This is a genomic window from Caulobacter sp. 10L414, from assembly GCF_056395525.1.
On record NZ_JBFTJR010000024.1, the window covers coordinates 85,475 to 107,538 of the forward strand.

Genomic DNA, 22,064 nt, shown 5'->3' on the forward strand with positions numbered 1-22,064 from the left:
TGGCGTTGCACACCATCGGCTGGCGGGCATTCCAAGATCTCTGCGCACAGGTCTGCGAGGTGGTCCTCGATCGGCCGGTCGAGATTTTTCGCGAAGCCCAGGATGGCGGGCAGGACGCAGTTTTCTTGCTGCCCGCGGAGGGCAAGGAGACGGCCGTCGGCACGGTGCAGTGCAAGCATACCTCCGACGTGCGCAAAGCGCTGACGCCTGGGGATCTCGCTGCAGAGGTCGAGCATGTCGAGCAACTCGTCGCCCTCGGCCAGGCCGACACCTATGTGCTGATGACCAACATGAGCGTGGATGCGCCTGTCGCAGTCAAAATACGCGAGGAATTGCGGCGGTTGGGGGTGCGCAAGCCGCATGTTTTGGGCAAGCAATATATAGTTAGAGCTATTCGGCGTAGCAGCAAGCTGCGGGCCTTTGTCCCGCAGGTCTACGGCCTCGGTGATCTCACGTCTCTGCTAGATGAGCGCCTGTCCGCCCAGAGCCGAGCGTTGCTCGATCAGTGGATTCCAAAGCTGAAGGCTTATGTTCCGACCCAATCGCATCGCCGCGCGGTGCGCGCGCTGACCGAACATGGCGTTGTTCTCCTGTTAGGTAACCCGTCCAGCGGCAAGTCGGCTATCGGCGCGATCCTCGCCACCCTCGCATCCGATTCCGGAAGCCAGACGGTTCTGGCCCTGACCAGTCCACAGGAGTTCGAGGCGAGCTGGAATCCCGACGACCCGAACCGCTTCTTTTGGATCGACGATGCCTTCGGCTCAAACGTGCTACGCGAGGATTACATCGAGAACTGGTCCTCCGCCTTCCGGAAGGTTCAGGCCGCAATCGCGCGGGGCAATCGGTTTCTGTTCACGTCGCGTCGGCACATTTACGAGGCGGCGAAGCGCCGGCTGGGCGGCCGCAATCTCCCTCTGTTTTCCAACGGATCGGCGGTCGTCGATGTAGGTAGGCTCTCGGCCGAAGAGCGAGCGCAGATCCTCTACAATCATGTGAATTTCGGTCTGCAAAGCCAGTCATGGAAGACCGGGGCCAAGAAGCATTTGGATGCGGTGGCGGCCGTGCCCGATTTCCTACCGGGCATCGCCGAACGGCTTGGCGACCCAAGCTTCACCAAGGGCCTGCAGCTTCGCCAGGCGTCGCTTGTGCGGTTCATGGAGCATCCTCGCGAGCACCTGATCGACACCATCAACGCTCTAGACCCCAGCGCTAGCGCAGCATTGGTCCTCGTCTATGTGCATGAGGGCGCCTTTGATGAAGCCGGCTACGACCGAACCGCTGCGCAAGCGGTGACTGAGCTGACCGGAATCGCGCTGCCGAAAATCCTCGAAGCGTTCGCCGATCTGAAGGGGTCATTTCTTCGCCGCCCAGCGCCTGGCCGCACGATCTGGGGTTTCGCCCACCCAACCATTGCCGACGCCTTGACGGAAATCCTGCGCCAGCGGCCTCTGATGGTTCCCGCGCTCCTCCGGGGCGCGACTATCGACACCATCTTGAGCGGGTTCATCTGCGAAGGCGCCGGGGAGCTGATGGACGCGATGGTCGTTCCCGCGACCCTCAACGCGCAGCTTGTTGGTCGGCTGATTGCGACACCAGATGAAGCTCAGCGGAACTGGTCGCTCTTTTTCTTCCTCGCCTATCGCGCCAGCGACGAGGTGCTCCGCCAAGCCATAGCGGCTGATGGCGTTCTGCTGAAGCGGCGCACTTGGGGATCGACGGTCATCCATCACCACCCGCGGATGCGAGTCCTGGCGCGGGTGCATCGCCTGGGCCTGCTCCCGGAAAGCCTCCGCGGCGAAGCGGCAGACGACCTTGAGCGGGCTGCCCTCGATTTCGATATGGGCTTCTTCGACGATCAGGACCTCCTGGCCCTGGTGCCGCCGACCCGCCTTCTTGCTCTCGGCCTGCGAGTTCGTGGTGCAACCCTGCAGACGCTTGAGGATAAGATCGGCACCGTCTCGGATGAGGCCGACCTCGATGAGGACCCGAGCGACCAATTCCATGCCTTGCGAACGAGCTTGGATAGCTTGGCCGACCTTGTTGATGATGACGAAGCGGCTGAGTTGATTTCGACGGCCCGTCGGCAGATTGAAGAGGCCGTGCAAAGCTTATCGGACAAGATCGAAGAGCGTGATCGTGCGCGTCGAGAAGAAGCTGACCCCGATTGGGATGCGGTTCTCAGCAAGCTGTCAGAGGACCTGGAGCCCATGGCGACTTCCACTACGCAGAGCCGGCCGCGGTCGATATTTGAGGACGTCGACGAAAGCTGAACTGCTGGAAGTCGTCGCTCACCGAAATCAGGCTCAGCTTTTCTGGCAAGGCGCGGGTCAACTCGTCTGCGACCTCGCGATGCGTCGTGCCGTCGCCAACAGCGGCTTTCCGGGCCGCCCTGGCTTCTATCGGGTTCAGCGGATCGTACATTCCAACGAAGATGTGACGACTGAAACTTGGCTATAGCGTAGCGGTGCCCCGCGTCGCATGATTTGCGCCGATGCGCTTCTTGGCTGACGGTCCCGATCTGCCTCACGACCTGCTCGTCGCGCGCGACGAGGGGCAGGTCATCTTCTTTTGCGGCGCCGGCGTTTCGCGCGCCCGCGCCGGGCTGGCCGACTTCTTCGGCCTGGCCGATGCGGTGGTCGATGCGCTGGGTGTCGGCCCGCAAAGCCCCGCGCGCCAAGTACTGGCGACCGCCAGGGCTCAGCAGCCGATCGCCGGCGTTGGCGGTCTTCTCGCCGCCGACCGGGTGTTCGCCCTGCTCGAACGCGAGTTCGACGTCGTCGGCATTCGAAACGCCGTCGCCCGCGCCCTGACCCCGGCCGTCGCGCCGGACCTGACCGCCCACCGCATCATGCTCGACCTGGCTACCGGCCCCAACGGCGATGTCCGCCTGGTCACCACCAATTTCGACCTGCTGTTTCAAGCCTGTGATCCGGCCCTGCGCTGGCACGCGCCGCCCTATCTGCCCGATCCGCGCCGGGCCAACGACATCGTCGGGATCACCCACCTGCACGGGCGGGTGAGCGACGATTATGAGGGCGCGCATAATGACGCCTTCGTGCTGTCGAGCGCCGATTTCGGGCGCGCCTATCTGGCCGAGGGCTGGGCGACCCGGTTCATCCGGGGGCTGCTCGACCAGTACCAGCTGGTGTTCGTCGGCTACACCGCCGACGACCCGCCCGTGCAGTACCTGCTCGAAGCGCTCAACGACCATCGCACGCCGCCCAAGGGCCTCTACGCCTTCCAGGCCGGCGATCCCGACGAGGCAAGGGCGATGTGGCGGGCCAAGGGCGTGGAGGCCATTCCCTTCGATCCCGCCAACAATTTCGGCGCGCTGTGGAACACCCTGGAAGCCTGGGCCGAGCGCGCCCGCGATCCGCAGGCCTGGCGCGATCGGGTCTTGACCGCCGCCGCCGAGGGGCCGGCCGCCATGGCCCCTTTCGAGCGCGGCCAGGTGGCCCACATCGTCTCGACATTGCCGGGGGCGCGCCGCTTCGCCGAGGTCGCGCCGCCGGCCGAATGGCTCGCCGTCTTCGACCCCGCGATCCGCTACGCGCGCAACGCCAAGGGCTGGAATTTCGACCCTTTCGAACGCTACGGACTCGATAGCGACATCCGGCCGCCGCCACAGGAGGAGGGGAGCCGCGGTCGCGATAAAACCATTCCCACCGACGCGTGGGACGGGCTGATGCTGACCCGCCATGACCGCAGCGATCTCGACGACCATGAGATCGGCGCCCTGCGCGGCCCGGCGGCCTTGCGGTCCTCGCGCCTGGTGCGCCGCCTCTCGTTCATGGGCGAGTGGATCGCCAAGGTCGCCGACCAGCCCTTCTCGGCCTGGTGGGCGGCCGGCCAAGGCGGTCTCCACCCCGACATCGAGGCCTCGGTGCTTGATCGCCTCAACCGCGCCGAGGGCGATCCGACGCCGAGCGAAACGGCCTGGCGGCAACTGGCCCGCAGCGGCGCCGCCCGCGAGACCAATCTCTTCGAACTGGGGCGGGAGGCTGCGCGGTGCGGTTGGTCCAGCGCCATGGCGCGCGACTACGGCGCGGCCCTCACGCCCAGGATCCAAGCCACGCGCGCCCCGGCCGGGCCTCTGGCCGTGGGGCGCGCGGCCAGCCCCGGCGAGATCATCCGGCTGGAGATCGAGTATCCCTCGCCAAGGCCGGGCGCGACGCCCAGCGACGCGGTACTGCCTCTGGTCCTGGCGGCGCTTCGCGAGGCCTTGGCCCTGGCGCTCACCTATCGCCAGGAGCTGGGCGAGGGCGGGGCCACGCGCCTGCCATCCATCCGGCCCGAGCAGGACGACGATGACGACGGCTTCAGCCGCACCCACAAGCTGGCGGCCCTGGTTTTCCACTATGTCGCGCTGCTGGATCGACTGCGCGGCGTTGATATCGATGCGGCGCGCGCGGAGCTGACGGCCTGGCGCGGCGATGATGACATCGCCGTTCGCTTGCGGATCTGGGCGGCCGGGGAAGTTGACCTTCAAGCGCCGGGCGAGGCGGCCGAAACCCTCCTGGCGGTCGATCAGGACGCCTTCTGGGACGACTATCACCAGCGCGACCTGATGCTGTCGATAAAAGCGCGCTGGGAGGCGTTCTCGCCCGAGGACAGGGCGGCGTTGGAACAGCGCATTCTCGCCGGCCGCGCCCCCTGGCGTAACGAAGAGGCCGCCGAAGCCGCGACCGGCGCGGCCTGGTGGTCCATCCAGCGGCTGCAATGGCTGGTCGACGAAGGCTGCGCCCTGACCCTCGACTGGCCCGTCGAGAAGGCGCGGCTGATGGCGATCGCCCCGGATTGGCGCGACGTCGCCGCCCCCCAGGCCGCCGCGTCGCTGGAAAGCCGCAGCGGTTGGATCGAGACCAAGCCCGATCCCGACGACATCCTGGACGTGGCGCCGGGCAAGGTGCTGCAGGCGGCCCGCGAGATCGCCGCCCAGCGCGACTTCTCCTCGTTCGTGGTCCGCAAGCCGCTCGAAGGCTTGGCCAAGGTGCGCCCGGTCAAGTTCCTGCGGGCGCTGGTGCTGGCCGGACGGCAAGGCGATGTCCCGGCCCATGACTGGGAAACCTTCCTCGATCGCGAAGCCCGCGCCAAGGATCGCCCCCGTCTGGTCGACCAGATCGCCCAGCGCCTGGCCAGACTGCCGGACGAAGACCTCGGCGCGATGCTGCTGACGACGGCGCGTTGGTTCGCGCAGGCCGTCCAAGCGCTGGAACGCTTCACGCCGGGGCTCCAGGCGTTGTGGATGGCGATGGTCAAGGTGATGGCTGTACGGCCGGAGAGCGGGCGGTCGGCCATTCTGGGCGGGGACCGCGATTGGCTGCTCTATGCGATCAATGCGCCTAGCGGCGCCCTGGTCGACGCTATGATGGATCGGGCCGATCGCCTGCTGGACCCCGAGCCGGGCTTCAATCCCGCATGGCGCGCGACCCTGGACGAACTGCTGGCCCTGCCAGGCGACGCGGGACGCTACGCGGCGGTCGCTCTGCTGCGTTATGGCCTGGGCTTCTTCAACTACCACGACAGCGCCTGGACCCATCACAGGATCCTGCCGCTGAAGGACAGCGTCTCGGTCGACGATCGCGCGGCGTTCTGGACGGGGTTCTTGTCCAGCGGCCAGATCCCCGGCGGCGACCTCTATCGCGAAATGGCCCCGGCGATGCTGGACATGGTCGGCGCACCGTCCTTGCCGGACGACTATGCCGGCAACCTGGCCAGCGTGCTGCTGGCCGGGTGGGGCACGAGGCCCGCCGACGGCAGCCGCTACATCACCGACGACCAGATGCGCCAGGCCCTGCTGGCCGGTGGTGATCGCTTCCGCGCCCACATGCTCTGGCGCCTGGAGCGCTGGTGGGGCGGCGACAGCCAGGATGGGCGCGATCGTGTGATCGAGCTTCTGCAGACGACCTGGCCGCGGCAGCAGACGGTCCGCACGCCCAGCACCACAGACCGGCTGGTCGGATTGGCGCTGTCGTCCAAGGACGATTTCCCGCGCATGGTCGCGGCGGCCGCGCCCCATCTGGGACGGCTATCGGCCGACGGCTCAACACTCTACGGCCTGCACCCCGACGAGACCGACCTGGTGGTGAGCCACCCGGAAGAGATCCTGGTGCTGCTTTCAGCGGTGCTCGATGAGACCGCTCGCAACTGGCCCTATGGCGCGGAACAGGCGGTCATGCGCTTGGCTCAACAGCCGGCCGTCAGCCTAGATCCACGTCTGCTCGAACTGCGTCGACGGCTGGTCGCACGTTAGCCGCCATTGACGACCCAGAAGACATCGAGACTGCCTACAATGTCGAAAGATCGATCTGGTTGGGAAGGCGCGCGGCGTGTTCATCCGTTATTCCGGCTGAAGACCAGCGTAATCCAACGTCGTGCTCGGGATGCAAGCCAACGGCGGCAATTGGCGCAGCACAGCTGGGCAGCCGGACGTGCCCGTTAGCCGGGCGGGCCGAACACTGGGGCCCTCGTAACTGTGGCCGCCTGCGATGACCTACGACCTTCTGTGACGTAGCTTCACGATAGAATGATCGAAATCGGCATCGCTATGGCCGTGCTTTCGAGGCGCTCCGTCCTATCGGATCGTGGGGAGAGAGACGGTCGGGTGCAGCATTTCGGAGGGGACATGGACAACCGCATTGACCTTCAGGATTTCCTAGGCCTTCCCGGGATGTTCGATATGCAACGGCATATGAGCCGCGTCGCCCCCGACGAGGCGGGCGAGGCGGCCGCCCTGACGCAAATGGATCCCGTGCGGGCCGCAGCGACATTTGGCGCGCTGTTGACGGCTCCCGAGTTGCAGAGCAACTGCGCGCGCCTGGAAATGCTCGTCCATCAGGCGCTGGCGCTTGGGGAGGGCGGCAAGAAGCCCTCCGAAAACTGGCTCGCGTCGCGTTTCCGCAAGATCGGCGAAGGCCGGGTCGGCCGCCTTGAGGATCCGGCCGAGGACGTTTTCGTCAGCCTGATCTGCACCTCGCGGGGAGACTTTCGAATTCTGGAGGGGATATGGGAGGGCGCTGGTTTCTACCTCCAGCGGTTCGTCAACGTGGTCGAAGGCATGCCCGAGGGCGCGCCCTATGATGAGTTGCGCGTCGCGATTTTTTCCCTTCTGCGGCTTTCCGATCTGGTCTGCGAACGATCTAAGCTATGGCGCAACCAGCTGGGATCGGCGTACCCGCAAGACACAATTCCAAGGTCCATCCTGAGCCGTGCCGCCTCGCTTCAGCGGCGGGTGCGGTTCACCCTGGACGAGTTGCGCGCTGCCGGCGTTTCGCTCAGGGGCCTCGCACCTTTCACGTTCCGCCAAGACGGTCGCGAGGGGCTTCTGGACCAGAAACTCGGACATACGAATCTCGAGCGGCGGCCGCTCGTTATCAAGGGCCAAGAGGTTTTCTTTGTCCTGCCCACCGCCGCCAGCGCCGCCATCCGGCGGTTCTTGCTCGAAAAGCTTGACGCCCTGAGGGCGCGAGAAACGTTTTTGGCTGCCCTGGGCCGGGACTATCTCGATCTCATCGAGTCGATGCCACTGCTGGGTGGCCGCATGGGCGCGCGGCTGCACTTCCATCGCGGCGAGCGTTTCGCGCTCGCCGGCGGCACGATTCAAGCCGATCAGGGCCGCCATTTGAATCTCGTTCTACTCTTGGACACGCTCGAAGGCATCGAGACGACGGGCCTCATCGACCCCAACCCTGATCCAGAGCAAGTCACCGAGGTGCTTCAGACCTGGATCGAGAACGCGTATCGTCAGGCACAGCAAGAGCCCAACTTCGTCGAGGGCTTAACGGTGATTGTCGGCTGCGGTGTCGGCCGGGCGGCCGCGCACGCCTTGCCGGATCTCGCCGCGGCCGACTGGCGGCTGGAGTTCCTATCCGCGCCCGAGCTTTGCACCCTAAGCTGGGCGCACGGTTTCAGCCCGTTGTCATTGTGGCGGCTGCTGGATGGTCAAGCGGCGCTCGAACGCGGCGGCGTGGCCTTGCAAAGCATCAACGGGCCTTTGAATCTCGTGGCTTGGTCAAGGTCCCTGGGCGGCCACCTCGTGCCCCATGCGCAATTGCCGGACGATTTCGGTGGGGGCGACCATGCCGACACGTTGATGGTGCCTCAGAACCTCCTGCGCGATCTTCGCCATGAGGTGGCGATGGACTTCGACGTCCATGTCCGCACCGATGTCACCGGCCGCCAGCTGACCGTGCGCTGGCAAAAGGACAGGATTTTCGCCGAGGACGACGCCGAGCGCGTCTACGTCAGCGACGAAGACCGCGAACGACGCGGATCGGCTGGTGTCTTCATCACACCAGCGCGGGACTGGTGGTTCGACATCCTCGTCCCTGACGATCTGCCCGCGACCCCTGCTCACGACTACTGGCTGATGCTGCGGACGTGGACCGTCAGGGCCGCACCCGTCCTCGATCGGCGCTTCCCGGGCCTTGGAGCATCTTCCTTACTGATCGAAGCCGACTTCACCGACTGCGCGTGGAATGGCGGGGAGCGCTCCTCGCCGCTCGACTACCCTCAGGTCCGAGCGGGGCTGGTCGTCGCGGCCGATCTCGAGCGACGCACCATCGTGATCAAGGCGTCCGAGGCGTTCGAGCGGGGTGGCTTTCATGTCGACAATATCGCTGAGCAAGCCCTGGTGGGCGCTATCGCCGTGGGCGTCGCGGGCTTGGCCGGCGAAGCCCTCGACGCGGCTGCCGAGCGCCAGCTCGTCAACGAGATCTGCCCTGATCCAAAGGCGCGTCATCGCCACATCTTCGCGGTGGCGACCTTCCTTGACCAGGTTCGCGCCGATATTCCCAAAGCCTCGGTGCGCGTGGATCGTGATGACGACGCCCTGGTGCGTCTTGGCCTGGGCTGGCGGGCCCGTGAGCGCTCCGAGGGAGCCTGGATCCGTGGCAAGGCCGACGCCATGCGGTTCCTCAATCGCACGGTGCGGCTCCTCGAAGAGGAGTTGTGTGCGGACCTACGCGGCTTTGGCCGAGAGGTCCTGATCCGGGCGCTGCTCTATAATCACGAAGCCGCCGCCGCTGAAGGTCAGCGCTGGGGGAGGACCGCGGCCGCCATCTTGGCGTTGCGCAAGGACAAGGACGCGGTTCGCGACGTCATCGGCAAGGAAGCCTCCGAACGGGCCGAGGTTTCGCAGACTTCGCGCTCGCTTGTAGAGCTGGCGCTCTGCGAGGCGCCGTTGGAGGGGCGTGCGCCAGGCACACTCGACCTTTCCCGCCTAATGGCCAAGATGGGGTTGATCCTCGTCATTAGCGGCTGGTCGGGCGCCATCCGCTGGGACGTGATGGAACCGACGCTGAAGATTTCGCCCCTGGGCGACGTCCTAGCCAAGCTAGACTTCGTCGAGGAGATCTTGGCACCGTTCGCGCGGGCCTTTAGCGATGTGTCGGTCGACGCCTCGGTCGCCAAATACGCCAAGAACCTTGAAGAGGCGGACATTACCCCGGCTGTCGAGCACCTGTTCGAAGGCAAGTTCACGACAGCTCTGGCCGAGGAGCTCGGGGCACCGATAGACGCCTACCGACAGTTCGTTGACTGGCTGGAAAACCGGGCCATCGATGCGGGCAAGGCTGTGCTGAAGATGAAGAAGAGCCAACTCTTGCTTGCCCCAGGCGACGCGCGGGGGCGACTGCGGCCTGAGCATATGCCCGCCATTCTCTCGACGCTGACCCTAACGCCCCGTGCCGGATGGCGCTCGCCAGACAACGACATCGATCCGCGCGACTTGGAGATCTGGCGCTTTCGCCGGCGTCTGAGCGTCCTACGCAAGCCCCTCCTGCAAATCGACGAGACCGACGACCCCACTTTCCTGATCGCGCCTGGTCTGGCGCGTCAGGGCTTTGGCTATACGCTCGGCGGTTTTTATGACGGAAGCTTTCCTAGCTGGCAGCTGGGCAAGGCAATGACCTCATGGGCGGCCGTGACGGCGGACAAGCGAGGCAAGGCGTTTTCGGTGTCTATCGGCGAGTTGCTCGCCGCCAATGGCTGGCAGATCGCCGAGCCAGATCTCAAGATCACCAAGCTCTTGCGCAAGGGTTTCGAGCGCGATTACGGCGACGTCGATGTCCTCGCCTGGCACCCCGCCGATCGACGCGTGCTGATCATTGAGTGCAAGGATCTACAGTTCAAAAAGAACCTCGGGGAGATCGCCGAACAACTGGCCGACTTTCGGGGCGAGATGGCCGAAGACGGCAAGCGCGACTATCTCCGTAGACACCTAGATCGTATCGACCTTCTCGACCAGCACCACGCGGAGATCGCGGCTTTCATCGGGTGGGGCGTCGTAGAGAAGCTCGAAAGCCACCTCGTCTTCAAGAACCCCGTGCCCATGCAGTTCGCCCTGGACCGCCTGCGCGAGCAGGTGACGGTCAGCACAGCCAAGACGCTGCTCTCTACATTGGAGGAAGCCAGGTAGATTTTGCGAATGTCTGGTTTCTGGATCGAAACCAATGATTGCTGATGGCGCTCTGGAGAAATTAGCATTTTCAACATGCCGCGGTCCGCATGGTCCATCCGGCTTACGGTGTGTTTTCCGACACAGGTGAGGCCATGGAGTGCAAACCGCAGTGCCCGACCCCTCGCTCTTCAGGCGAAATAAGAAAGAGGCTCTTGAACGCAAATACCAGGGCGTGTCGGGTTGGACGCAGTTCACAGACGAAATATGCAGCTCTGCTGCGGTCAAGAGTGCGCTGCACGTGTCCCAGGACGGCTGCTGCGCCGATTGCGGCAATGCCGTCGTCAGCCGCAGCCTAGACGATAGTGTCATCCACCATCTGTCCTACGATCACCGCTGCACCTTCGGTGGCAACGCCACGCAACATCCTGATTGCAAAGACTGTCTGTCCCAAGCGCCGCAAAAGGCCGCCGCGTGCTTGAGGCTTTTGCGTCTCGTGCATATCGACTGCCATGAGACGCTACATAACGCTGAGGAGAATGATCCGGTCTGGCGGCGCGCGCTCGGGCTGAAGGATCGGACCTCCGCTCGGCCGCTCAAAGTGCGCAGGTTCCACACGCGCCGATCCGTAGGGCCGTGAGGGGCGGCGGATGTCGGACCCGTTCGAGTAATGAACTGTCGCGCACGTACATGCGACCGCCTCTCATTATTGACAACTTAAGCCTGTTTTGAGGACAGCTCTAACCTGTACCGACAGTTTCATGCCCTCTTGCCGCCGTCCCGGGACCGGGTCACTGTGCTGTCTAAACAACGATAACATTGTGGGAGGGACGCCATGTCGGGCACGCGCTACGACTACGTCATCATCGGCGCCGGCTCGGCGGGTTGCGTGCTGGCCGCGCGGCTGACCGAGGATCCGGCCGTGAAGGTGCTGCTGCTGGAGGCCGGCGGCAAGAACGGCTCGGTGCTGGTGCGCATGCCCGCCGGCGTGGGCGAGCTGATCAAGGCCAAGGGCGAGTGCAATTGGGGCTTCTGGACCGAGGCCGAGCCGCATCTCGACGGCCGCAAGCTGTGGTGGCCACGCGGGCGGGGCCTGGGCGGATCCTCGGCGATCAACGGCATGATCTACATCCGCGGCCATGCGCGCGACTACGACCAGTGGCGGCAGATGGGCCTGTCCGGCTGGTCCTACGCCGAGGTGCTGCCCTACTTCAAACGCTCGGAGACCTTCCACGGCGGGGGCTGCGCCTATCACGGCGACAGCGGACCGCTGCACGTTTCGGCCGGCGAGTCCGACAGCCCGTTCTACAAGGCCCTGATCGAGGCGGGCCGCCAGGCGGGCCACCCGGTGACAAAGGATTTCAACGGCTTCCAGCAGGAGGGCTTCGGCCCCTACGACCTGACCATCCGCGACGGCAAGCGCTGGAGCGCGGCCGCCGCCTATCTGGCCCAGGCCCTGTCGCGACCCAACCTGACCTGCCTGACCGAGGCGCGCACCACCCGCATCGTGGTCGAGAACGGCAAGGCCGTGGGCGTCGAATATGTCGCAGGCAAGGGCGGCCAGACGGCGCTCGCCTACGCCGACGCCGAGGTGCTGCTGAGCGCCGGCGCAGTGCAATCTCCGCAAATCCTGCAACTTTCGGGGATCGGCGATCCTGACGCTCTGAAGGCGGCCGGCGTGGCGCCCGTCCACGAGGCCCGCGGGGTCGGCCAGAACCTGCAGGACCACCTGGACGTCTGCCTGTCGTGGACGACCAAGGGGCTGAAGACGGCCTACTCGGCCAACAAGGGCCTGAACAAGCTGGGCGTCGGCCTGTCCTACCTGCTGATGGGCAAGGGGATCGGCCGGCAGAACTTCCTGGAGTCGGGCGCCTTCCTGCGCTCGCGGCCCGATCTCGACCGGCCCGACCTGCAGATCCACGCCGTGCTGGCGATCATGCAGGACCACGGCAAGGTGGTGGTCGAGAAGGACGGCTTCACCCTGCACGTCTGTCAGCTGCGTCCGGAAAGCCGAGGCTCGGTGGGGCTGCAGTCTCCGGATCCGTTCGCCGACCCGAAGATCCTGGCCAACTATCTGGCGACCGAGGAAGACCGCCGGGCCATGCGCGAGGGCGTGCGGATCGGCCGCGACGTGGCCGCCCAGGCCGCGCTGGATCCCTACCGCGACAGCGAGTACGCGCCGGGGGCGGCGGTGAGGAGCGACCAGGAGATCGACGCCTGGATCCGCGCCAAGGCCGAGACGATCTACCACCCGGTCGGCACCTGCCGCATGGGCGCGGCGGGCGATCCGCTGGCGGTGGTCGACGACCAGCTGCGCGTGCAGGGGATCGACGGCCTGCGGGTGATCGACGCCTCGGTGATGCCCACCCTGATCGGCGGCAACACCAACGCTCCGACGATCATGATCGCCGAGCGCGCCGCCGACCTGCTGCGCGGCAAGGCGGCCCTGGCGCCGCAGGACGCCCCGGTGTTCGACGGGGCGCCGGCCGCGGCGGCCTGAGGGCGCGTTTCGGATAGATCCGCAGTTCGCGCCCAATAGGTCTTATTTCGAAGTTTGATTGGGCAGGGGCGGGGAAACCCGCCCACACTTCCGGCCGTCTTGCGAACAAGGACCCGCTCATGAGCCAACGCCCCCTCGGCCGCTCCGGCCTTTCGATCGCCCCGCTGGTGTTCGGCGGCGACGTCTTCGGCTGGACGGCCGACGAAGCGACCTCGTTCCGCCTGATCGACGCCTTCGTCGACGGCGGTTTCGACGCGATCGACACGGCCGACGCCTATTCGGTCTGGGTTCCCGGGCACGAGGGCGGCGAGTCGGAGACCGTCATCGGCCGCTGGCTGGCGGCCGGCGGTCGGCGCGACCGCATCAAGATCCTGACCAAGGTGGCCAAGTCGCCCAAGCGCCCCGGGCTGTCGGCCGCCAACATCGTCGCGGCGCTGGAAGACTCGCTGCGCCGGCTGAACACCGACCATGTGGATCTCTACCAGTCGCACGAGGACGATGCGGCCACGCCGCAGGACGAGACGCTGGAAGCCTTCGACCGGCTGGTGAAGGCCGGCAAGGTGCACGCGATCGGCGCCTCGAACTTCTCGGTCGACCGCCTGGAGGCCTCGCTGAAGACCTCGGCCGACAAGGGCCTGGTCCGCTACGAGTCGATCCAGCCGAAATTCAATCTCTACGACCGCGACGAGGTCGAGGGGCCGCTGGCGGACCTGGCGGCGCGCGAGGGGATCGGGATCATCCCGTTCTACGGCCTGGCCGCGGGCTTCCTGACCGGCAAGTACCGCAGCGAGGCCGACCTGGAGGGCAAGGCGCGGGGCCGCACCGTCGCGCGCGACTATCTGAACGAGAAGGGCTTTCGGGTCCTGGCCGCGCTCGACGAGGCGGCCGAGGCCACGGGCGCGACCCAGGCCCAGGTCGCCCTGGCCTGGATCGTCGCCCACCCAGCCATCACCGCCCCGATCGCCAGCGCCACCAGCGTCGCCCAGCTGGAGGAGCTGTTGGCCGGCGTGCGCCTGACCCTGCCGCCCGAGGTGATCGCGACGCTGGACGCGGCCGGGCGGTAGTCGACAGGCGCGGCGTCAGCGACTACACCTTGTTGAGATCGATTCTCAACTGAGGGGCCACCGATGACCGAGCGCAACGTCAACCAGATCGCCGACTGGAACGGCCGCACCGGCGAGCGCTGGGTGGYCAACCAGGCGCGGCTGGACCGCATGCTCGGGGCCTATGGCGCCGAGGCGATCGCCGCCGCCGCGCCGGCCGCGGGCGAGCAGGTGCTGGACATCGGCTGCGGGGCTGGGGCGGGCAGCCTGGAGATCGCCGCCCAGGTCGGGCCGTCGGGCGCGGTGCTGGGCGTCGACGTGTCCGAGCCGCTGGTCGCCCGGGCGCGCGAGCTGGCGGGGGATGTCGCCAACGCCCGGTTCCAGGTCGCCGACGCCAGCCGCGCCCTGCTGCCGGTCGAGCAGTTCGACCTTCTGTTCTCGCGCTTTGGCGTGATGTTCTTCGACGAGCCGGCGGGGGCCTTCGCCCACATGCGGCGGGCGCTGAAGCCGGGCGGGCGCTTGGCCTTCGTCTGCTGGCGTGGGGCGGCCGAAAACGACTGGGTGCGGCTGCCGATGAAGGCGATCGCGCCGATCGTCGGCGCGCCCGCCCCGCCGCCGCCGGAGGCGCCGGGGCCGTTCTCGTTCGGAGACAAGGCCCGGGTGGAGAGGATCCTGAGCGAGGCCGGCTTCGTCGACATCGCCTTTGCGGCCATCGATCATCCGATCACCTTCGGCGAGGGCGAGACCCGGCAGGCGGCGATCGAGGATGCGGTGGACCTGGCCTTCCAGGTGGGACCCCTGACCCGGGCCCTGGCCGATCAGCCGGACGCCGTGCGCCAGCAGGCGATCCCGCTCGTGCGCGAGGCCTTCGCGGCCAAGGCCGTGGACGAGGCGGTGGTGATCGCGGGCGCGGGCTGGGTGGTCACGGCTCGGAACCCGAGCCTCTAGGGGCGCAAGGGTCGGACGGAGGGGCGCTCCCGCCGTGGCGGCGCTCTCCCGAGCGCCCCTCCGTCCTTCCGGCGTCGTCTCCGGCAAGCCGACGCAAAACCTCCCGCCAGAGCACGGGAGGAAACTCGTATGTCGCCGCCTCAGGCGATCAGGCGCCCGTCCAGGCTGGCCAGGCGCAGGCGCGGGGCCTCGGCGTTGGTCGGGGCCAGGGCCTGGATCCGGCGCACGCCCAGTTCGTAGGCCGGCCGGCCCATCAGGCGCTGCATCATGGCGATCGGCTGGTAGAGCCCCAGGAAGCGATCGGCTTCGCCGCTGGATCCGGTCATCGGGGCCAGCAGCACCTCCATGCCCACCGAGGCCACGCCGTGGGCGCGGATGTCGGCGGTGACCACCACCGGCTCGCCTCGGCGGCGCGCGACTTCCAGCGCCGACTTCACCTCCAGCCGGTGCGACAGCGCCCACATCGACAGCTGGTCCTCGCCGCGCAGGTCGCGGGCGTGCAGGTCGGTGACGAAGCCGCCGGCCAGGCGGAAGGGATAGCGGCCGGCGCCGCGCCCGAGAATGAACACCTGGGGCAGCAGGTCGAGGAAATCGCCCGGATCGACGCTGGCGCGCGCGGGCATCCGGCCCTCGCCGGCCCGGCTTCGCCAATAGTCTATCAACCGTTCCGTGCTTGGATGGAACATCGTCGTCCCCTTGCGGGTCCTTTCGCGGTCCAGATCGACCGCATGGGGCTTGCTAGGAGAACCGGGCCAGGAGCCCCGTCGTATCGTCTTGGCACAGAGTCGGGGCGTGACGGGCCGATGGCTTGTTTCTTGCTGGAGAACCGGCTGGAAGACGCACGCTGTGTGAAGGGGAGACGCCATGACGGCGCCGAAACTGACCGTGTCCAAGCTGTGGATCGCCATCGGGGCGGCCGTGGCCGGACTCTTCGTGGGCGGCGTCGCCTACGCCCAATGCAACAGCGGCTGCACGCCGACGCCTCCGACCTGCTGTGCGCCTCCGCCCGCGCCCCCGCGCCCGCCCAAGCCGCCGAGCGGCTGCGATAACGGCTGCGGCGGCGGTGGCGGCCACTGGGGCGGCGGCGGCAAGACCAACGTCAACGTGAACGTCAACGTCAACGCCAATGCGAGCGCCAACGCCTCGGTGCGGGCCGGATCGAACGCCTCGGCCGGCGCGACCGTCTATTACGGCGGCGGCGCCCATGGCGGCTACTATTCGGGCCCCCAGCCCACCGGCTACATCCAGGGCCTGAACGTCACCGGCGGCGAAGCCGCGCGCCGCACGGCCTACGAGGCCACCCGCACCCGTTTCAAGCGCGTGGTCGTCCGCGCCGTCTGCCTGGACGACAAGGACATCCCGCACCCGGCCTCGCAGGTCACCCCCGACCGCGAGATCGACGACCTCTATGACGGCGAGCTCTATCGCTGCATCGCCGGCAGCCGCATGCAGTACGTCGTGGGCGAATATTCCGGCCTGATCGACGCCAGCACCGGCGGCCAGACCTATATCTGCGCCAAGAACGAGGCCCTCTATCACGTGCCCGGCGCGCGTGGGGGTCAGGGCGGCGAAGCCGGCGGGACCCTGGTCTGCCGTCCGCAGCGCCCGGCCCGCGACTGCAACGAGCGCTCGCTGCTGCGCCGCTACGGCGCCGGCGTGAAGATCCTGTCGATCCTGACCACCGAGACCTACACCGCCTATCGCGAAGAGACCGTGCGCGAGTCCAGCTCGAGCATGAGCCTCAGCCTCGACGGCGGCGTCGGCGGCGTCGTCTACTGATCGTCTAGAGCAGCGCTTTCCTAAAGCGAAGGTCCAGAAAAGAAGGCCTCCGTCCGAAAGGACGGAGGCCTTTTTCGTGGCTGGTTCAGTCTCGGGCGGCGGCGTCGCGCTCCGCCTGGAGCTGCGCCTTTAGCTTGGGGTCGAGCGACAGATCCGACTCGATCTCGAGTTCGAAGAGCAGGAGGTCCAGCACGAGGGCCCGGCGCACGTTTCCTGCGTTCGACAGCAGCCAGGGATTGCGCTTCACGAGCTTCCTCAGCAGCCAGCGCGGCAGCTTGATATCCATCCAGTCCTCCAGCCTCACGCATATTAATGTGCGGCGGAGCTGCGTCAGATCCGGTCGCCCCGTCCCTTCGCCGCGAGGAGAAGGGACGGGAGGCGGTTACTTGCCTTCCGGCTTGACCTCGAAGGTCCAGCTCTTGTCGTCGGAGAGGAAGGTGCGGGCCGCCTTCTGGACGTCGGCGGCGGTGACGCGCTGCAGGCCGGCGATCACCGAGCGGGTGGCGTCCAGCAGGCGCGGGTCGGTCTGGGCGCCCGACAGCGCGCCCAGCCAGTACTCGTTGGTCTCGCGCGCCTTCTCCAGCTGGTCGATGCGCGGCAGCTTGGCCCGTTCCAACTCGTCGGCGGTGACCGGCTTGTCGCGCAGGTCGGCGGCGATCTGGCGGACGCTGGCGATCACCTGGTCGATCTTCTCGGGCGGGACCTCGACCGACAGGCCGATATAGCCCCAGCCGGGGAAGGTGGCGTTGTGGGTCGCCGAGACCGAGGGCGAATAGGTCGCGCCCTGCTTCTCGCGCAGCTCGTCGGTCAGCCGCAGCTGCATCACCGAGGCCAGGACCTGGGTGTTGCGCGAGCGCTGCAGGTCGCTGAACAGGTCGTCGGTCTTCCAGGCCATGAACAGCAGGCCCTGGTCGGCGCGGCCCTTGTGGGTGCGCACCACCGGAACCTTGGACGGGGCCGGGAAGGCGATCTGGGCGGCGTCGGCCGGCGCCGGGACGCCGGTGCGGGCGGGCAGGGCGCCGAAGGTCTCGCCCACGGCGGCGATGGCCTTCTCGACCGTGGTGTCGCCGACCACGACCACCTCGATCTGGCCGGTCGCCAGCGGACCGCCCACGGCCGACTTCAGCTGGTCGATCGAGCCGTCGGCGATCTCCTTGCGGTCGGGGAAGGCGAAACGCTCGTCGCCGGGGTGCATCAGCGCCGACAGGTCGCGGGTGACGACGCCGCCGCTAGTGCGTTCCAGCTGGTCGTGGACCGTGCCGTAATAGGTCTTCACGCGGTTGAAGGCCTCGGGCCGCCAGCCGGCGTCCGACGCGTAGGCCGCCAGCACCTGCAGCTCGGTGGAGAGGTCCTCGGGGCGGGTGCGGCCCGACAGCACGAAAGCGTCGTCCTCGACGCCCAGGCCGGCGTTCCACACCTTGCCGGTCAGCACCTGCTCCATGTCCTGGGCGGTGATCTGCTTGAGGCCGCCCTCGATCATCGACGAGGCCGACCACAGCGGGCTCTGGCTGGTCTTGGCCAGGTCGAGCAGGCCGTTGCCGATGCGGGCCTTCACCAGGATCTGGTCGTCGCGGAACTTGGTCGGCTTGACCGTCAGGCGCACGCCGTTCTCGAAGCGCACGAAGACCGTGTCGAGATCGGCGACGTCCTTCTGCTCGACCGCCTTGCCGGTGGAGCCGAACACCGCATAGGGCCAGGTCGTGGTCGCGGGCGCGGCCGGCGGGGTCACCGGCGTCTTGCCGGACTCCTGGTAGGCCGCGGTCACCGTGGCCTCGCCGCCGTCGATGGCGGTGGGCGTCGGCAGCACGATCAGCGGGCCCTGGCCCGCGAACAGAGTCTTGACCGCGGCCGAGACGGTCTCGGCCTTGAGGTCCTTGGTGATGGCCTCGAAGGCGGCCAGGTTCTGCGAGGGGCTGGTGACCACCTCGCGGTCGCCCAGCGTGCCGACGATCTGGCCGGCCAGGGCGGGGGTGCGCTGGGTGGCCTCGCCGGCGGCGGCGGCCACGTACGAGGCGCGCATGGCGGCGAGCTCGCGGTCCAGTTCGTCCTGGCGCACGCCGAACTGCATCAGACGGCGCTGTTCCTGGTCGAGCACCTGCAGGGCCGCTTTCCAGCCGCCCGGCTTCACCTGGGCGAACAGGCCGTTGATCTGGGCGGCGTGGTACTGGTCGTTGCGCAGGGCGCCGGCCGAGATGAACGGCGGTTCGGCGCTGCGGGTCAGGGCGCGCAGGCGGCGGTTCAGCACCGCCATGCCCAGCGACTCCAGCATGTACTCGCGGTCGGAGGCCTTGCTCTCGATGCGCAGGTCGGGCGACTGCACCCAGCCCAGCTGGACGGACTCGCCCGAGCCCGGCTCGACGATGACCTTGGCGGTCAGGCCGCGCTGGGGAATGGCGCCGAGGTCGGGACGCGCGCCCGGCTCGCCCTTGCCTTTCCAGTCGCCGAAGCGGGCCTTGATCTTGGCCTCCATGGCGTCGACGTCGAAGTCGCCGACGGCCACGAACACCGCGTTCTCGGGCCGGTACCAGGCCTCGTAGAAGTCGCGGATGCGCTGGGCCGGGGCCGTGGAGATCACCTCCGTCTGGCCGATCGGCAGGCGCTGGGGCGGGCGCTGGCCTTCCAGGTTGAAGGCGAAGCCCTGCTTGAACACGCGATAGCCGGGGCTGTCGCGGGTGCGTTCCTCCGACAGCACCACGCCGCGCTCGCGGTCGACGGCGGCCTGGTCGATGGTCAGTTCGCCGGCCGCCTCGCGCAGCAGCATCATGGCGTCGTCGACGGTCGGGTCGTCGGTCTTGGGCAGGTCCAGCGTGTAGACGGTCTCGTCGAAGCTGGTCGAGGCGTTGGTGTCGGCCCCGAAGGCCAGGCCGCGGCGCTCGAGGATCTTGACCATCTCGCCTTCGGGCACGTTCTTCGACCCGTTGAAGGCCATGTGCTCGAGGAAGTGGGCCAGGCCCTGCTGGTCGTCGGCCTCCATCAGCGAGCCGGCGTCGAACCACAGGCGCAGGGCGCCCTGGCCGGGCGGGGTGGCGTTCTTGCGGATGGCGTAGCGCATGCCGTTGGGCAGCACGCCGAAGCGGATGGCCGGGTCGACGGCGACGTCCGAGACCTCCTGCGGCCACTGGCCGGGCTTGAGGTCCGAGAACTGCGGGCCGGCGGTCTTGACCGGCGCGGCGGGCGCCTTGGCCGGAACCGGGGTCGCCGCCGACGGCGCGGCGTCGGCCTTCTTGTCCGAACCGGGCAGGACCGAAGACAGGGTGGAGCAGGCGGTGAGCGCCAGGCCGGCGGAAACGACGAGCGCCAGGCGCGAGACAGAGATCATGGAGACCGTTCGATTACCGGAAGTGTCGGGGCGGCAGCTAAGCCTTCGCGCGTGGCGCAAGCAAGGCCGACCGGCGGCGAAGTCGGCGTCCGTCGCTTCAGAATTGCAACATCCGCGCGCCTGGCCTGTGGGAAACTGGGCGGGCCGCCTTGCGCAAGGGCGATCGGCCGCCCACTCCCTATGGGGCCGGAACGCTTCCGGCGACGAGGGAGTGCCGACATGCGTCTTTGGCTTGCGGGCGTCGCCGCCCTGGCTGTTCTGTCCGGCGGGCCGGCCATTGCCCCGGCCCAGGCGGCGCCGGCCGTCGTCGCCCCGGCCGTCGTCCCCCTGGCCCCGGACGCCGCGCTGTCGGCCCGCATCGACGCCGTGCTCGACCGGGCGGTCGCCGACCAGCGGCTGGTGGGCGCGGTGGTGCTGGTCGCCCGCGACGGCAAGCTCGTCTATCACCGGGCCGCGGGCCTGGCTGACCGCGAGGCCAAGGCGCCGATGCGCGAGAACACCGTCTTCCGCCTGGCTTCGGTGACCAAGCCCTTCGTCAGCGCGGCGATCATGCGGCTGGCCGAAGAGGGCAAGCTGTCGCTGGCCGACCCGGTGACCAAGTGGCTGCCCGACTTCAAGCCGGCCCTGGCCGACGGCTCGACCCCGACCATCACGCTGGGCCAGCTGCTCAGCCACACCGCCGGCCTGACCTACGGCCTGTCGGAAAAGGCCGACCATCCGTACCACAAGCTGGGCGTCTCGGACGGGCTCGACATCTCGGGCCTGACGCTGGACGAGGACGTCGCCCGCATCGGCAAGGGGCCGCTGGCCTTCGCGCCGGGTTCGGCCTGGCGCTACTCGCTGGCCATCGACGTGCTGGGCCTGGTGGCGCAAAAGGCCGATGGCCGGCCGCTGCCGCAGGTGGTGGCGCGCACGGTCACCGAGCCCCTGGGTTTGAAGGACGCCGGCTTCCAGGCCGCCGACCCGGCCCGCCTGGCCACGCCCTACGCCAACGCCGCGCCTGCGCCGACCCGTATCACCGACAACCAGGACGTCTCGCTGGGCGCGACCGCCGTGCGCATGGCGCCCAGCCGCGCCGTCGACCCGACCGCCTTCCCCTCGGGCGGCGCGGGCATGGTCGGCACGGCCGGCGACGTGCTGGCCCTGCTGGAGGCGGTGCGCACCGGCGGCGGCCCGATCCTGTCGGCCGCCAGCGTCCAGGCGATGACCACCGACCAGGCCGGGATCAAGGCCGCGACGCAAGGTCCCGGCTGGGGCTTCGGCTACGGCTGGGCCGTGCTCGACGATCCGGCGATCGCCAAGACCCCGCAAGGCGCCGGCACCCTGGCCTGGGGCGGGGTCTACGGCCACAACTGGTTCGTCGACCCGCAGGCCAAGCTGACCGTGGTGCTGCTGACCAACACCGCCTTCGAAGGCATGAACGGCCAGGTGACGCGCGAGCTGCGCGACGCGGTCTACGGGCGATAGACGGCGCCAAGATGCTCCCCCTGAAGGGGGAGCTGTCGCGGAGCGACTGAGGGGGAAGTGGTAGCTCATCAGATGCTTCCCCCTCCGGCCCTTCGGGCCACCTCCTCCTTCGGGGGGGGGTCTTAGTCGGCGGACCTCCCCCTGTGGGGGAGGCGATCGCGTCAGCGATCGGCGGGGGGAGTTGGTGGGTGATCGGCCAGCGCCTCGACAGCTGAGAACGGCCCCCCACCGGCCTTCGGCCGCCTCCCCCAGAGGGGGAGGTTCTTTGGCGGACGCACGGCTTCTCAGCCTCTCGTGGAAACCACGGAAGTTGATGGAGAGGGCGCGGGGCGTCCGGGCCTCGCCCGGATGTGTTTGTTTCAAGTACCGTTTCGACGAAGCTTAAACGCCCCGCGCGATCGTTATTCCTCAGGCCGGGACGCGCAGGCCTCTTCCGCCTTTTGCCCCTTCCCCATGCAGTGCGGCCCCGTTTCTTGGCGGCCAGGCGTGCATGGCGGCGCGGACCCTTGGACGGGCGGAGGTTCATGACAGGCGAACCAACCGATAGGCGGGTTTACGTCCCCCGCCCTCTAAACCCGCTCGATCGCATCCACGTCGCCGCTTCGGGCCGGA

Annotated in this window: 12 protein-coding genes; 9 read left to right on the forward strand and 3 right to left on the reverse strand. The window is 67.9% G+C overall.

Annotated features, from left to right (window positions below; all coding sequences use genetic code 11):
• The first annotated feature begins 5 nt into the window (after nt 1-5).
• From AC1DCG_RS11955 to AC1DCG_RS11985, 7 genes are all read left to right on the forward strand, one after another.
• Complete coding sequence (locus tag AC1DCG_RS11955; protein WP_477030546.1) at nt 6-2,270, forward strand: nSTAND3 domain-containing NTPase; 2,265 nt, start codon at nt 6-8, stop codon at nt 2,268-2,270.
• A 221-nt stretch (nt 2,271-2,491) separates the two neighbouring features.
• Entirely contained in the window at nt 2,492-6,253 is a 3,762-nt protein-coding gene (locus AC1DCG_RS11960) for an SIR2 family protein (protein ID WP_477030547.1), read from the forward strand.
• 372 nt (nt 6,254-6,625) lie between these two features.
• On the forward strand, nt 6,626-10,417 hold the full coding sequence (locus AC1DCG_RS11965) for a hypothetical protein (protein ID WP_477030548.1): 3,792 nt from the start codon (nt 6,626-6,628) through the stop codon (nt 10,415-10,417).
• Nucleotides 10,418-10,568: 151 nt separating this feature from the next.
• Nucleotides 10,569-11,036 (forward strand): hypothetical protein, encoded by a 468-nt coding sequence (locus tag AC1DCG_RS11970; protein WP_476870077.1) that lies wholly within the window; start codon nt 10,569-10,571, stop codon nt 11,034-11,036.
• A 195-nt stretch (nt 11,037-11,231) separates the two neighbouring features.
• Nucleotides 11,232-12,896: a choline dehydrogenase gene (locus AC1DCG_RS11975; RefSeq protein ID WP_477030549.1), complete on the forward strand. Its 1,665-nt coding sequence runs from the start codon at nt 11,232-11,234 to the stop codon at nt 12,894-12,896.
• Between the two features lie 119 nt (nt 12,897-13,015).
• Nucleotides 13,016-13,960, forward strand: a complete 945-nt coding sequence (locus AC1DCG_RS11980; RefSeq protein ID WP_477030550.1) for an aldo/keto reductase — start codon at nt 13,016-13,018, stop codon at nt 13,958-13,960.
• A gap of 63 nt (nt 13,961-14,023) precedes the next feature.
• On the forward strand, nt 14,024-14,887 hold the full coding sequence (locus AC1DCG_RS11985; protein WP_477041497.1) for a class I SAM-dependent methyltransferase: 864 nt from the start codon (nt 14,024-14,026) through the stop codon (nt 14,885-14,887).
• Nucleotides 14,888-15,027: 140 nt separating this feature from the next.
• Here the strand turns inward: AC1DCG_RS11985 and AC1DCG_RS11990 are convergent, their stop codons facing one another.
• Nucleotides 15,028-15,573, reverse strand: a complete 546-nt coding sequence (locus AC1DCG_RS11990; RefSeq protein WP_165261713.1) for a PAS domain-containing protein — start codon at nt 15,571-15,573, stop codon at nt 15,028-15,030.
• A gap of 178 nt (nt 15,574-15,751) precedes the next feature.
• Here AC1DCG_RS11990 and AC1DCG_RS11995 point away from each other — a divergent pair, with 178 nt between their 5' ends.
• Complete coding sequence (locus tag AC1DCG_RS11995; protein WP_205691775.1) at nt 15,752-16,666, forward strand: hypothetical protein; 915 nt, start codon at nt 15,752-15,754, stop codon at nt 16,664-16,666.
• A gap of 85 nt (nt 16,667-16,751) precedes the next feature.
• On the opposite strand, the gene AC1DCG_RS12000 is transcribed toward AC1DCG_RS11995, so the two are convergent.
• Together AC1DCG_RS12000 and AC1DCG_RS12005 are read right to left on the reverse strand one after the other, a co-directional pair.
• Complete coding sequence (locus tag AC1DCG_RS12000; protein WP_477030552.1) at nt 16,752-16,952, reverse strand: hypothetical protein; 201 nt, start codon at nt 16,950-16,952, stop codon at nt 16,752-16,754.
• A gap of 96 nt (nt 16,953-17,048) precedes the next feature.
• The gene (locus AC1DCG_RS12005; RefSeq protein ID WP_477036598.1) at nt 17,049-19,985 is read right to left on the reverse strand and encodes a M16 family metallopeptidase; all 2,937 of its coding nucleotides are present in this window, start codon (nt 19,983-19,985) and stop codon (nt 17,049-17,051) included.
• 219 nt (nt 19,986-20,204) lie between these two features.
• On the opposite strand from AC1DCG_RS12005, the gene AC1DCG_RS12010 reads away from it, so the two are divergent.
• The gene (locus tag AC1DCG_RS12010; RefSeq protein WP_477030554.1) at nt 20,205-21,452 is read left to right on the forward strand and encodes a serine hydrolase domain-containing protein; all 1,248 of its coding nucleotides are present in this window, start codon (nt 20,205-20,207) and stop codon (nt 21,450-21,452) included.
• The last annotated feature ends 612 nt before the right edge of the window (nt 21,453-22,064 follow it).